Origin of the sequence: Paenibacillus sp. RS8, assembly GCF_041956825.1 — a bacterium.
In the GTDB taxonomy this organism is placed as follows: domain Bacteria; phylum Bacillota; class Bacilli; order Paenibacillales; family Paenibacillaceae; genus Paenibacillus_AQ.
This window is the reverse complement of sequence record NZ_CP168131.1, coordinates 1,833,620-1,846,862: the sequence shown is the minus strand read 5'-3', so window position 1 is coordinate 1,846,862 and position 13,243 is coordinate 1,833,620. Positions and strand designations below refer to the sequence as shown.

Genomic DNA, 13,243 nt, shown 5'->3' with positions numbered 1-13,243 from the left:
CGAAATGGATCATAGCGAGGTTTTACAGCAAGCCTGTTACGTCTTTCTGAATGACCTAAATGATGAAATCAACCACTCATTCCCCCTTCATATGGATGATAAAGAAATCTTCCAAAGATGTCGTCTGATCATAGATAAAGAACAAAATCCCCAAGTCAAAGCCTTTTTAGAAACTTTATCAGAGGTGATCCAGGCTTATCTCACAGGGAGAGCTTCGGAGGATGCATTAAGGTTCTATTTAGCAGAGCAATTTAGTATCGTGCACGAAGAGATCGACGGGTTAATCCATGGGTTAGTTGCATTCAAATATCAGTCCTCAGATACGGCTAGTTCAGACCCAGTACTCGTTTCCTTTGCCGATTATCCCAAGGTCAGTGTCATTATCACTACTTACAATAGAAAGGCATTTCTATACCAAGCGATCCAAAGCATCTTAAAGCAAGACTATCCTCATAAAGAGATCACAGTGATCGACGATTGTTCTACAGATGGGACGGAAGAGTTAATGCAGCAAAGCTTCGGAGATGAGCCGCAGGTAATCTACATGCGAAACGAAAAGAATAGCGGACCCGGTAATAATCGCCGTTCAGCCTTTGCCGCTCATGGTGATGGCGAGTATGTTCTTTTCCTAGATGATGACGACTATCTGATTGACATGAACTATTTAAGTAAGGCTGTGGACTTTCACAATCTTCATCCCGAAATCTCATTTGTGGCTGCTAATGTGTTTCTTGAATATTCAAAGGCAAAACAACTGAAGATCAGCAGCCTACAGCTAAGTAAAATTATTAAGAAGCAAGATTATTTCATGAATTTCGAGAAAAAAGGATATCCGAAGCCCTCCTCCACACTAACAACTGTCTTTAAGCGCAAGGCCTTAATGGCTATGGATATCCTGAGTATGAATATGGTCAACGATGCTTCTATTTATCTGCGCTCTCTGTTGGTCGGTGATGCCGGCTTCATAGATACCCTTGCCGGCGTGTATAGATTACATGGTGACAACATTACCTTTCATCTGAGTCAGGGATTCTTAATTGAGAATCTGGAGGAGAAACTCTTGATTAAGAATATGGCCATTCAGAAATATGGCTATAGCGAGCAGGAAATGACAGAATGGTTTAGCCATAATGCGTATGATACGATCTCATACTATTTATTAAATTCTGCGAAAGACGCTACAGACTTTAAATTCATGTATCATTGGGCCCTTAACCATTGCCCGCCAATCTACAATCAATTAAGAAATGAATTTCGTACAAAGCTTATTAAAAAACAATTATTACGGATTTCGTTACTTCGAACGCTGCTCAGAAGATGATTCATGCATTAGCTTATCGAGCAGCAGTAAGAATCCGTTTACTTCTTCTTTAGGGATGTCGGCGTACTTGTCTCCAATACTGATCTCACAATAAGAACTATGTTCTCCCGTTGGTCTTATCGCTGCGCTTAAACCGATTCCTGTTGCCTCATATACAGAAGACAGGATTGGTTCCATGCGCTCCCTAGACATTTTAAAATGCATATGAAACATATTGGAGACAGGCTCAGTAGGTAACGTAGTCACCGCATGGCATTTATTAACTAAAGCAGCAAGCTCCTTAGCGTCTTCATAATACTGCTGCATCTTATTTACTCTTTGCTTGTAGTAATAGTCAGAGGAAATAATGTATGGATACAGACTGATTAGGTCGCCACCATGCCGCCTTTTCCATATCTTCGATTGCTTCGTAAACGCCTCACTGCCTGCAAGAATCGCGCCTGCAATTCCTCCGATTCCTTTATACAGTGAGATATAGACACTATCAAAGAGGGCACAGATCTCAGCAGCTGTCTTGCCATAATAGGGAAGTGTCTCGAGCAATCTTGCGCCATCCAAATGCAGCTTAATTCCCCGAGCACGGCAATGAGCAGAAATCGCTTCAAGCTCCTGATACTCTGGTAACTGCCCGCCAATCTCACGCTGCGGTAATTCAAGCAGCAGACAAGCAATATCCTCCTTCATTTGTAATACATCATCCAAGGTAATTAGTCGATCCTTATCCGCAAGTAGGACAGGCTTAATATGATGCAATTCCTTCAACCCATCCTGCTCATGGATCTCCAAATGACATAAAGGATGATAGGCGACGCTCTTGAGTCCTTTTTCATCACACCATATTCTTAAGGCGATTTGCTGTGCCATCGTTCCACTCGGAAAGAAGACTGCTGTTTCTTTTCCCAAAAGCTTCGCCATTTCCGACTGGAAATTCTCAATCACCTTGCCCGATCCATAAATATCAGATGGCGTATTATCTTCTACAGCTTCAAAGGCTTCCTTCAAGACTTGAACATCCCGATCCCCATGTCCTACGATTCGATAAGTCGTTTCATTAAAGGCTTCTTGCACTGATTTTTTTCCGTTCATTGGTAGAATTGCCCCTTCCGTATTTACCTTGTCCCTAATATAGACGAATTTCAAAAAATCCCATCTTAATTTTACCCGATCTAAGGTGAAAAAACATGAGCGCTGTGCTACAATATTGGAATTGCAACGGCAATCTTAGGGAGGGTTATTGAATCACATGCTCATCATTGGTATCGCCGGCGGCACCGGCTCGGGAAAGACAACCGTAGCCCGCTCCGTCATTGACCGTCTTGGAACGGGAAAGGTAACTTTCATATCTCAAGATAACTACTATAAGGATCATTCGCACCTCAGCTTTGCTGAACGTGAATCCATTAACTATGATCATCCTTTCGCTTTCGACAACGAGCTGCTTATCGAGCATCTTAAATGTCTGCGAGAAGATCAAACCGCATATGCACCAGTGTATGACTTCACAGTTCATGCTCGCTCCACTACGGAGACCGTAGAACTGAAACCAAACAATATTGTAATCATCGAAGGACTCCATGTTCTGTCCGACGAGAATCTCCGCGATATGCTTGATATCAAAGTATTTGTTGATGCTGACCCTGATGTGCGCATCCTCCGCCGGGTACTCCGGGATATCGAGGAACGCGGTCGGAGCATCCAGTCGATCCATCACCAATATTTAAGCACGGTTAAGCCGATGCATGAAGCTTTTATTGAGCCATCCAAAAAATACGCCGATTTGATCATCCCAGAAGGCGGCCATAATGAAGTCGGTATCCAGTTGCTCTCCATACTAACTGAGAAACACCTGACGAATGATTGGACATCCTCTAGTTCTTAAATATCAAGTTCTGCCTTAGCTGTCGAGAGAATCTCGACGGCTTTTTTGTGTGTTCATCCCCCAAGCCGCAGTAGATTATTCAAAGAATAATCCCACCGCATTATGGTAATAGCTATATTACAGCAGCTTGCGGAAGAGGGATAACAACTATGGGATTTCTGAACAGAACGATAACAAAGGCTTTTAAAAAGCCTTCATTAGGGCACCCCGACCCTATTAAAGAATTACCTAAGGAACCTATCAAGAAAAGCCTACAAGATAATATTCAATATATAAAAACAACTCTTGGCCATAGCACTGACCTTGTGATCAGAGATTTCGTTATTGGTTTAGAACATCAGATTAAAGCCGCTATTTTCTATACAGATGGACTAGCAGACAGTAAAGCTATTCAGGACTTCATTCTAGAGTCTCTTATCTTAGAAATTCCTGATTCAACCTTGGAAGCTGACGGTGACAACTATTCCTTTTTTAAAAAACACATGCTCACTGTAGGTGATATCAAGGATGTGACCGAATTTACGTCTTTATTTACCTCTCTACTATCCGGAGATGTAATTCTTTTAATCGATGGAGACACCAAAGGATTCACGATTGGAATGCGAGGTTGGAAAGACCGCGGTGTAACGGAAAGCTCCACTGAAACGGTGATTCGCGGACCTAAAGAAGCCTTCACAGAAAGCTTACGAACGAATACTGCATTAATTCGGCGAAAAATAAAGGACCCCAATCTCTGGTTAGAAACATAGCAAATTGGACGTGTAACCCAGACTGATGTAGCCATTATGTATATCAATGGCATTGTTAGTGAAGGAATTGTGAAAGAAGTACATTCACGTTTAGATCGAATCGATGTGGATGCCATTCTGGAAAGTGGTTATATCGAAGAATTAATCGAGGATGAAACCTACTCTCCGTTTCCAACGATCCATCATACAGAACGTCCTGATGTTATTGCAGCTGCGCTTATGGAGGGCAAAGTAGCCATATTAGTAGATGGAACGCCTATAGTAATGACGGTTCCTACCTTATTCGTATCCTTCATGCAGACGGCGGAGGATTATTATCAACGCGCCGATGTAAGTACCCTAGTTCGGCTGCTTCGCTATTTCAGTATATTTGTTTCACTACTAGCCCCATCTTTGTATGTAGCTATTACTACCTTCCATCAGGAAATGCTACCCACAACCCTGCTGATCAGTTTGGCTGCACAACGGGAAGGCGTGCCACTTCCCGCATTTATTGAAGCACTCTTAATGGAGCTTGCCTTTGAGATTCTGAGGGAAGCCAGTGTACGCATGCCTCAAACCATAGCCCAATCTGTTTCCATTGTAGGAACCCTGGTCATTGGAACAGCGGCAGTCGATGCTGGCATTGTTTCTGCCGCCATGCTCATTGTCGTTGCTGTTACAGCGATCTCCAGCTTTGTTCTGCCGGCTTTTGATCTTGCCCTAACCGTTAGAATGCTTCGTTTTCCGATGATGTTCCTTGCTGCATCCTTTGGGTTGTTCGGGATCATTATCGGGGTTATTGCGATAGTTCTGCATATGTGCAGCTTACGCTCCTTTGGAATTCCCTACATGAGCCCGTTAGCACCCTATAATCTTTCCGATCAAAAGGATGTCTTCTTCCGAATGCCCTTGTGGGCTATGTTTAACCGCCCTAGGCTAATCAATCAAAAAAATATCGTTCGGGAAAAAAGTACACCCCCGCAAAAACCGGGAGATTTGACGGAGGAATAAATCATGAAACGAAAATCGCTTTTGATTTGCGTTCTTATTCTCATGCAAATATTCCTAACAAGTTGCTGGAGCAGACAGGAGTTAAACAAAATTGCAATTGCTGTAGGCCTTGGTTTCGATAAACAAGGAGATCAATATCAAGTTTCTGCACAAGTTGTGTTACCCAGTCAAATCGCCGGTTCAAAAGGAGGCATTGCCCAAGCACCCGTTAACCTTTATAAAGCAACCGGTAGAACTATAACTGAAGCACTTAGGAAAATCACAACGAAAAGCCCACGTCAAATTTATATCTCTCATCTTCGAATATTAGTCCTTGGCGAAGATTTAGCTAAAGAGGGAATCAGTGATGTCCTAGATTCCCTGTCAAGAGATACTGAAACTCGAAATGATTATTTTATTGTGGTAGCAAAGAATGCCAAGGCAGAGGATGCTCTGAAAGTGTTAACCAATCTCGAAAAGATTCCCGCTGTACGCTTGTTTTCCAGCCTAGAGACCTCAAAGAAAACTTGGGCACCTACATCAACGGTGACCTTAGGAACACTCATTACAGAACTGGTAACTAGGGGGAAGAATCCTGTATTAACGGGCCTTGTCATCGAAGGAAGTGTAGCCGTAGGAGAATCCCTAAAAAATGTAGAATCCATAGATTCTCCAACACAATTAAATTACTCAGGGCTAGCGGTATTCAAGGATGACAAATTGATTGGTTGGCTAAACCAAGAGGAATCAAAGGTGTATAACTACTTAACCAATCAGGTGAAGGAATCGCTCGCCGTCAGAAAATGTCCCAATGGAAAAATGGCGTCTTATAAGGTATTTGATGCCCACGCCAAGATAAAGGGCGGCATGCGGAATGGCAAGCCAGAAATCAGTATTCAGCAACATATGGAAGCAGATTTAACAGAGGTACAATGTAAAGATCTAGACTTGACAAACCCAAAGACCATTACCGAATTAGAACAAAGCATCAACAAGGAAGTGTCAGAGCAATTCGAAAATACGATTAAGAAAGTGCAAAAAGAATACAAAAGCGATATTTTTGGATTTGGTGAAGTCATTCATCGCTCTAACCCGCAGGCTTGGAAGAAGCTGAGGAATAATTGGGATCAAACCTTTGTTGATATGCCGGTAAACATCGAGATGGATTGTAAGATTCGTCTGTTAGGAAAAGTAACTAATTCTTCTTTGCAAGAGATGAAGACAAATAAATAGGAGTGAACGAAGCCATGTTAGAAAAGGGAAAAATAAGTGCCCGTCAGCTAACCATATTGGTTATGCTCCTTACTATTGGGGATTCTATTCTTATAATCCCCTCTTCCGCTACTCATTACGCTAGACAAAACGCCTGGATTTCCACTTTAGTCGGGATGATCGCAGGTCTATTAGCCGTCTATACGTATAGCAAGTTCGCAAAGGCCTATCCCAATTTAACGCTTATAGAGGCCATTCAAAAGACTTTTGGAAAATGGATAGGAACGATTGTATCGCTTCTGGCTATCATGTTTTTTCTCATGGTTTCCGTTGGAAGCATGCGAGAAATCGCTGATTTTGTGACCTCAGAAATGTTACCTGGAACCCCTATTCCAGCCATTTTAATGTTATTTATACTGATCGCAATTATGGCATCCCGTCTGGGTATCGAGGTCATTGGAAGAGCCAGCGAGATCTTCATTCCCATGTTCATTTTCTTATTTCTAATTCAGACCTTTGCTATTATTCCTCAGATGGAAATAGTCAGAATGCTACCCATCTTGGAGGAAGGGATAAAGCCTGTTCTAAGAGGGGCTATCTCCATCACTACTTACACCTTTTTAGAAACAGTTGTCTTTCTGATGATCCTTCCTTATGTAAATCAACAAGAAAAAATAACAAAGAGCTTCTTAAAGGGTTCGATTCTAGGCGGTATTGTAATTTTCATTACGCTTCTCGTTTCTATACTGGTATTAGGTCCGGATCTGACAAACAGAGATATATATCCCAGTTATAACATCGCAAGGCGCATATCTGTTGGCGGATTCTTCGAACGGGTTGAAGCCATGATCGCTTTAGAGTGGATGTTAACTTTGTTCATAAAAGTAACCTTGTACTTATATGCTTTCGTTCTGGGGTTGTCCCAATTATTGAAATTAAAAGATTATCGGGTATTATCCTTACCCACAGGGATGATCTTAGTTGCACTTGCTCCCATCATTGCCCCGAACTTCACTTATTACAACGCAGTTTTTGATAATTATTGGGTGTACTATGTCATTACCTTCGGGATATTTCTACCCTTGGTGTTATTAAGTGTGGGCATGTTTCAAAAAGCACTTAGCAAAGACTTGGCATCTCGGAACTAAAGATTGGTTGGGAGGTTGTTAATATTGGGTATAGTAGGGATTCTCATCATTGTAGCCGTTATTATTGCTATTGAAGTACCTCTTATGTGGAGGAAAAAGCTAATCCGGGAGCTGTGGGTATTTTCATTTCTTCTATTGCTGGGAACTTGCTTTAGTCTTATTTACGTAATGAATATCTCGATCTCCAATCCGTTGGCTTGGATGGTGTTCATCTATAAGCCTGTAGCCGACATGGTAAATGCCTGGTTATCTTAACAATTAGTCGGACTAGCCCCGAGAGATCCAATGGAGGAATACACCATGAAACGAAGATCACTTCTGCTTTGCCTTCTTGTGCTCATGCAAATAGGCTTAACGGGTTGCTGGAGTCGAGAGGAAATGAATGATCTCGCGATTGCCGTAGGTATCGGTATAGATAAGGTCGGAGATGAGTTTCAAGTTTCTGCACAAGTGGTTTTACCCAGCCAGATCGCTGGATCAAAAGGGGGGAGCCCTCAATCACCCGTTAACCTTTATAAAACGACCGGAAAAACCGTATATGAAGCCCTTAGGAAAATCACAACCGTAAGTCCACGTAAAATCTATATCTCTCATCTGCGGATCTTAGTCCTCAGCGAGGATCTGGCTAGGGGGGGAATACGTGACGTTCTTGACTTCATGTCAAGGGATACCGCAACTCGAAATGATTATTTTATAGTGGTGTCAAAGGACGCCAAGGCAGAAGATGCTCTGAAAATATTAACTAGCCTCGAAAAGATCCCCGCTGTACGCTTGTTCTCCAGTTTGGAAACATCGGAGAAGCAATGGGCGCCTACATCTACTGTAACACTAGGAGATTTGATTACAGATCTTGTAGCTAAGGGTAAAAATCCAGTTTTAACAGGGGTTGTTATCCAAGGGAATATAGATGTGGGGGAGACCCCAAAGAATGTTGAAACGGTAGATTCACCAACACAATTGAAATACTCAGGGTTAGCCGTATTCAAAGATGACAAATTAATCGGTTGGCTAAATCAAGAGGAATCAAAGGTGTATAACTATTTAACGAACAAAGTGAATAACACGGTGTTCTACATCAACTGTCCTGAAGGGAAAAGGATATCTCTTGAGGTATTTGAAGCTCACTCCAAAGTTAAAGGCAGCGTGCAGGAAGGAAAACCTGCTATCAGTATTAATCAATATTTAGAAGCAGATATAGGCGAGGTACAATGCAGCAATCTAGAACTGACGAACCCAAAAACCATCACAGAATTAAATCAAATTGCCAACCAGAAAGTGATAAAATTATTCGAAACTACAATTAAGAAGGTACAACAAGAATATAAAAGTGATATTTTTGGATTTGGTGAAGCCATCCATCGCTCCAACCCGCAAGAATGGAAGAAACTGAGTGATAATTGGGATCAAACCTTTGTTAACTTGCCAGTAACCGTAAAGGTGAACATGGAGATTCGCCAGTTAGGAAAAGTGACTAACTCTTTCTTAGAAAAGATGAAGTAATACATTGGAGTGAATGAAGCCATGCTCGAAAAAGGAAAAATAAGTACTCGTCAGCTAACTATTCTTGTTATGCTCCTTACCATCGGGGATTCCATTCTAGTAATCCCTCCTTCCACTACACACTACGCCAAACAAAATGCCTGGATTTCTTCCTTAATTGGAATGGTCGTAGGTTTATTAGCCATCTATATGTATAGCAGAGTTGCAAAGTTATACCCCAAACTAACGCTTATCCAACTGATTCAAAAAGTTTTTGGAAAATGGTTTGGGACTATTGTATCCCTTTTGACCTTAATGTATTTTCTCATCGTTGCCGTAGGAAGTATGCGGGAAGTGGCTGATTTCGTGACCTCGGAAATGTTACCTGGAACTCCTATTCCGGCTATTCTAATCTTATTTATACTGATCGTCATTATGGCAACACGACTCGGTATTGAGGTCATCGGACGAACGGGTGAGATCTTTACTCCCATGGTTATAGTCCTATTTCTGGTCCTGACGGTTGCCATTATTCCTCAAATGGAAATCGTCAGAATGCTGCCCATATTAGAGGACGGAATAAAGCCAGTGCTAAGAGGGTCCATCTCCATTTCGTCTTATACCTTCTTAGAGCCTGTTGTCTTTCTAATGTTCCTTCCTTATGTAAATCAACAGCAAAAAATAACAAAAGCTTTACTACAGGGTTGTCTCCTAGGCGGGATTATCATTTTCCTGACCATCCTTGTTTCCATTTTAGTGCTAGGACCGGATCTGACGACCAGAGATATATATCCCAGCTATAACATCGCAAGGCGAATATCCGTTGGCGGGTTCTTCGAGCGGGTTGAAGCCTTGATAGCTCTATTGTGGATGTTAACCTTATTTATAGAAGTAACCTTGTACTTCTACGCTTTTGTTCTAGGAATGTCTCAATTATTAAACCTAAAAGAGTTTCGAGTGCTAACTCTACCTACAGGAATGATCCTTGTTGCACTAGCACCGCTTATTGCTCCAAATTACACTTATTACAACACATTATTTGATAATTACTGGGTGTACTATATTATAACCTTCGGTGTATTTCTACCCTTGGTATTATTAGGTGTGGGGATGTTTCGAAATGTACTCAACAAGGACCTTAAATCTCGAAACTAAATAGGACTAAGCCGATTTCTTAAGCTGGCTTAGTCCCCATAATGAAACGACGACGCCAAATCGGCAAGCGTCCTAAAATTCATTGTAACCCTCTCACGAGCCAACCAGTAATACACCTCCTGCCCCCTTTTCTTAAAGTCAACAATGCGAGCATCCCGTAAGATTTTGAGGTGGTGCGAGACCGCTGGTCTGCTTATTTCGAATTCTCCTGCAATTTCCCCAACGTTCAGGCGACCTTTATTGCCTAATAACGTAACAATCCGAATCCGAGTAGGGTCACCGAATGCGGTGAGAAACCGAGTGATGCTGTTGATATCATTAAGTTTAATCTCTTGCGGTTCTATCTCCCCACCCCGATTCGTAAATAAACTTAAACATATAAACCTTTTGACACTACAATATAGACCTCGTAGATTCTCTAACCATTAATTCTGCAGGGAAAATCTGATGCGCGTGATTTACCTTCTTATTAATGAGATCAAAAAGTATCTTAATTGTTGCTTCCGCAATTTCAACTACCGGCTGCTTAATGGTAGTAATGGAAGGATTATAATAGAAGGAAATATCCAGTCCGTCATAACCAGCTACAGAGTAGTCTTCCGGTACTCGCTTACCCGCTTCAAATATTGCTTTACAAGCGCCAATGGCCATACTATCTGATAAGGTGAAAATAGCAGTAAACTCTTCCCCTGACTCCAGCAGTTCTTTTGTAACCACATACCCGTTTTCCATACTGTAGCTATCAATATCTTCTTTCATCCGCCGTACTAGCCGTTCATTATAAGCTATTCCATGATTTGAAAGTGCCTTTTTATAGCCTTCATATCTCAGTTTACCAATACTCACATCATCTTCAGGGGCAGTAATGACTGCTATTTTCTGATGTCCCAAATTACATAAATAATCGACGATCTTAAGGCTTTCATTAAAGTCATCTACAGATACAGAAGAATAATCACTTAGATCAAACTCTTCCGTCATTCCGATCGTACTAAGAACAAATGGAACCGTTAATTGTTGTAATTTTTCTTGAGAGTGTGAGAATAATCCCCCCAGGAACACAATTCCCTTCAAACGTTTTTCTTTCTCCAGTTCAATCGCTACTTCGATCTCATCTTGATTCTCATCAACTCGTTGCAGAATGAAGGAGTATCTTTTTCGCTGAATCTCTTTTTCAAATACTTTGATCATCGGACTAAAAAAGGGGTTAGAAATCCCTTTAATCAATACTGCAATCGTTTTCGAATCTGAACGTTTTAAATTTCTCGCACTGTTATTCGGTACATAATGGTTCTCTTTGATGACTCTCATAACCATCGCTTTTGTTTCTTCATTAATGTCTGGATGATTATTTATCGCTCTGGATACTGTAGTCACGCCAACCCCACATAATTTGGCGATATCTATTATAGTCAATCTCTCCATTTCTACCTTTCCTTTGCACGTTAAATAAGAAAGCAGGGGATTCTTGAAGAGAAGACTCAACAAGAAAAGCACCCTACTTGCTTCTACAGACATATTCTATTTAACCCTTCACAGCTCCTGCAACAACACCCTCAATAATGTATTTTTGGCAGGTGAGGTAGAAAATGATAATCGGTACAATAGCTAATACAAGCATCGCCATCATAGCTCCCATATCAATCGATCCGTAACCGCCTTTTAGGTACTGTATCGCAATAGGAATTGTTTTGTATTCAGTACCGATCAGCAGATCCGGCAACAGGAAGTCATTCCATACCCACATTACATTTAGGATCGCTACGGTTACAGCTATAGGCTTAAGGATGGGCAGTACCACTCTAAAGAAGGCTTGCGGTGGATTACATCCATCAATCATAACTGCTTCTTCAACTTCAAGCGGTATGGACTTCACAAATCCACTAAACATAAAGACGGATAGCCCTGAGCCAAATCCTAAATAGATCAAGATAATTCCAATCGGATTATCGAGATGCAGCACATTGGCTGTCTTAGTCATTGTGAACATAACCATTTGGAAAGGTACGATCATTGAGAACACAAATGCGTAGTACATTAAGTTCGTGAATTTTGATTTCACCCGAGTAATATACCATGCGGTCATGGAAGTGAATAACACGATTACAGCAACCGAACACACGGTGATAAACAAGGACATTCCGAAAGCACTAAAGAAATCGATCTTCGCTACACCGCTAGTATAGTTCTTTAAACCAACAAATGTAGTTTCATTAGGGAATAAGAAAGGCGTATCACTAATGTAGAACTTACCTTTGAAGGAGTTCATTAGAACAATAAAGATCGGAGATAAGAACGCAATGGCCAAGACCAACAAAATAGTGAAAATGGAGTAGTCTTTTGCTCTAGTCTGTTGCATTAGTTCTCAACCTCCTTTCTTCTAGTAATGACAAGTTGTACTAAGGCGATTAAGGCTACTAAAGCAAAGAATACGACGGCCTTCGCTTGACCCACACCTTCCCACCCTGTTTTTGCGTAGAATGTATTGTAGATGTCCAGTGCCAACATGGATGTCTGCTTAGACGGAGCACCAGCGGTCAATGCTAAGTTTTGGTCAAACAATTTGAATGAATTCGATAAGGTTAAAAACAAACAAATGGTGATAGACGGCATTACGAGCGGGATGGTCACATTACGTAATATCTTAGAACGTGAAGCTCCATCAATTCTTGCGGCTTCTACTATATCCTTAGGCACATTTTGAATACCTGCAACATAGATAATCATCATGTACCCTATCAATTGCCAATTCATAAGGATGATTAATCCCCAAAATCCATAAGTAGCATCTGAGGTCAAAGTAACACCAAATTTATACAGGATTCCATTAAAGATCAACTGCCAAATGTATCCTAATACGATACCGCCTATCAAGTTAGGCATGAAAAAGATAGTTCTAAATACGTTAGTGCCTTTTAGTTTTCTAGTTAACAACATCGCCAGAATGAAAGCGAACACATTAATCGTAAGAACCGATAGAACTGTAAACTTAACCGTAAAGCCCAGCGCATTTAGGAATTCTTGATTTGAGAATGCCTTAACGTAATTGCCAAAACCTATCCATTTAGCATCATTGACTGTAGTAAACTCTGTAAAGGATAAATATATACCTAGCAGAAATGGTACAACAAAAGCGATTCCAAAGGCTATTATGGTCGGTAATGCAAAAAGAGCAAAATATTTTTTTATCGATTTTTCCATGGAGTCTTCTCCTATCTCAGAATGGAAAATGATTAAACAGATGTAATCAAATTCACTCGAATTGTTGCTTAGTGCCACTGAAGTCCCTAAGGAACCTAGTGGCACTAAGCTTGTATCTATATAACAA

General features: G+C 41.1%; 12 protein-coding genes and 1 pseudogene. 8 read left to right on the top strand and 5 right to left on the bottom strand.

The window, feature by feature from the left end; genetic code table 11:
- The first annotated feature begins 4 nt into the window (after positions 1-4).
- Positions 5-1,321, top strand: a complete 1,317-nt coding sequence (locus ACDZ28_RS09580) for a glycosyltransferase family 2 protein (RefSeq protein ID WP_375104519.1) — start codon at positions 5-7, stop codon at positions 1,319-1,321.
- Here ACDZ28_RS09580 and ACDZ28_RS09575 read toward each other — a convergent pair.
- Complete coding sequence (locus tag ACDZ28_RS09575; RefSeq protein WP_375104518.1) at positions 1,295-2,407, bottom strand: threonine aldolase family protein; 1,113 nt, start codon at positions 2,405-2,407, stop codon at positions 1,295-1,297. The genes ACDZ28_RS09580 and ACDZ28_RS09575 overlap by 27 nt on opposite strands.
- Positions 2,408-2,564: 157 nt before the next feature.
- On the opposite strand from ACDZ28_RS09575, the gene udk reads away from it, so the two are divergent.
- The 7 genes and pseudogenes from udk (at position 2,565) to ACDZ28_RS09540 (ending at position 9,915) form a co-directional block, all read left to right on the top strand.
- The gene (gene udk, locus ACDZ28_RS09570; RefSeq protein WP_076116417.1) at positions 2,565-3,200 is read left to right on the top strand and encodes a uridine kinase; all 636 of its coding nucleotides are present in this window, start codon (positions 2,565-2,567) and stop codon (positions 3,198-3,200) included.
- A 149-nt stretch (positions 3,201-3,349) separates the two neighbouring features.
- Positions 3,350-4,942: pseudogene (locus ACDZ28_RS09565) on the top strand (spore germination protein).
- Between the two features lie 3 nt (positions 4,943-4,945).
- Positions 4,946-6,154 carry a Ger(x)C family spore germination protein gene (locus ACDZ28_RS09560; protein ID WP_375104517.1) on the top strand — a complete coding sequence of 403 codons (1,209 nt, stop codon included), beginning with the start codon at positions 4,946-4,948 and terminating at the stop codon, positions 6,152-6,154.
- A 14-nt stretch (positions 6,155-6,168) separates the two neighbouring features.
- Positions 6,169-7,281 carry an endospore germination permease gene (locus tag ACDZ28_RS09555; RefSeq protein ID WP_375104516.1) on the top strand — a complete coding sequence of 371 codons (1,113 nt, stop codon included), beginning with the start codon at positions 6,169-6,171 and terminating at the stop codon, positions 7,279-7,281.
- Positions 7,282-7,305: 24 nt separating this feature from the next.
- The gene (locus tag ACDZ28_RS09550) at positions 7,306-7,536 is read left to right on the top strand and encodes a hypothetical protein (protein WP_339288821.1); all 231 of its coding nucleotides are present in this window, start codon (positions 7,306-7,308) and stop codon (positions 7,534-7,536) included.
- Between the two features lie 45 nt (positions 7,537-7,581).
- The gene (locus tag ACDZ28_RS09545) at positions 7,582-8,781 is read left to right on the top strand and encodes a Ger(x)C family spore germination protein (RefSeq protein WP_375104515.1); all 1,200 of its coding nucleotides are present in this window, start codon (positions 7,582-7,584) and stop codon (positions 8,779-8,781) included.
- A gap of 21 nt (positions 8,782-8,802) precedes the next feature.
- A complete protein-coding gene (locus ACDZ28_RS09540) occupies positions 8,803-9,915 on the top strand; it encodes an endospore germination permease (protein WP_375104514.1) in 1,113 nt (370 codons plus the stop codon).
- Between the two features lie 29 nt (positions 9,916-9,944).
- On the opposite strand, the gene ACDZ28_RS09535 is transcribed toward ACDZ28_RS09540, so the two are convergent.
- The 4 genes from ACDZ28_RS09535 to ACDZ28_RS09520 all read right to left on the bottom strand — a co-directional run bounded on the left by ACDZ28_RS09535 (position 9,945) and on the right by ACDZ28_RS09520 (position 13,116).
- On the bottom strand, positions 9,945-10,220 hold the full coding sequence (locus tag ACDZ28_RS09535; RefSeq protein WP_375105330.1) for an ArsR/SmtB family transcription factor: 276 nt from the start codon (positions 10,218-10,220) through the stop codon (positions 9,945-9,947).
- An 88-nt stretch (positions 10,221-10,308) separates the two neighbouring features.
- Positions 10,309-11,340, bottom strand: coding sequence for a LacI family DNA-binding transcriptional regulator (locus tag ACDZ28_RS09530; RefSeq protein WP_375104513.1), 1,032 nt, complete (start codon positions 11,338-11,340; stop codon positions 10,309-10,311).
- A gap of 100 nt (positions 11,341-11,440) precedes the next feature.
- On the bottom strand, positions 11,441-12,274 hold the full coding sequence (locus ACDZ28_RS09525) for a carbohydrate ABC transporter permease (protein ID WP_042123418.1): 834 nt from the start codon (positions 12,272-12,274) through the stop codon (positions 11,441-11,443).
- Positions 12,274-13,116, bottom strand: a complete 843-nt coding sequence (locus tag ACDZ28_RS09520; protein WP_042123416.1) for a carbohydrate ABC transporter permease — start codon at positions 13,114-13,116, stop codon at positions 12,274-12,276. The genes ACDZ28_RS09525 and ACDZ28_RS09520 overlap by 1 nt, the downstream gene beginning before the upstream one ends.
- Between the last annotated feature and the right edge of the window lie 127 nt (positions 13,117-13,243).

Coding starts and splice junctions, on each gene's coding strand:
- ACDZ28_RS09575 (WP_375104518.1), bottom strand. CDS start 2,407: ATGAACGGAAAAAAATCAGTGCAAGAAGCCTTTAATGAAACGACTTAT.
- ACDZ28_RS09540 (WP_375104514.1), top strand. CDS start 8,803: ATGCTCGAAAAAGGAAAAATAAGTACTCGTCAGCTAACTATTCTTGTT.
- ACDZ28_RS09545 (WP_375104515.1), top strand. CDS start 7,582: ATGAAACGAAGATCACTTCTGCTTTGCCTTCTTGTGCTCATGCAAATA.
- udk (WP_076116417.1), top strand. CDS start 2,565: ATGCTCATCATTGGTATCGCCGGCGGCACCGGCTCGGGAAAGACAACC.
- ACDZ28_RS09555 (WP_375104516.1), top strand. CDS start 6,169: ATGTTAGAAAAGGGAAAAATAAGTGCCCGTCAGCTAACCATATTGGTT.
- ACDZ28_RS09560 (WP_375104517.1), top strand. CDS start 4,946: ATGAAACGAAAATCGCTTTTGATTTGCGTTCTTATTCTCATGCAAATA.
- ACDZ28_RS09580 (WP_375104519.1), top strand. CDS start 5: ATGGATCATAGCGAGGTTTTACAGCAAGCCTGTTACGTCTTTCTGAAT.
- ACDZ28_RS09520 (WP_042123416.1), bottom strand. CDS start 13,116: ATGGAAAAATCGATAAAAAAATATTTTGCTCTTTTTGCATTACCGACC.
- ACDZ28_RS09530 (WP_375104513.1), bottom strand. CDS start 11,340: ATGGAGAGATTGACTATAATAGATATCGCCAAATTATGTGGGGTTGGC.
- ACDZ28_RS09525 (WP_042123418.1), bottom strand. CDS start 12,274: ATGCAACAGACTAGAGCAAAAGACTACTCCATTTTCACTATTTTGTTG.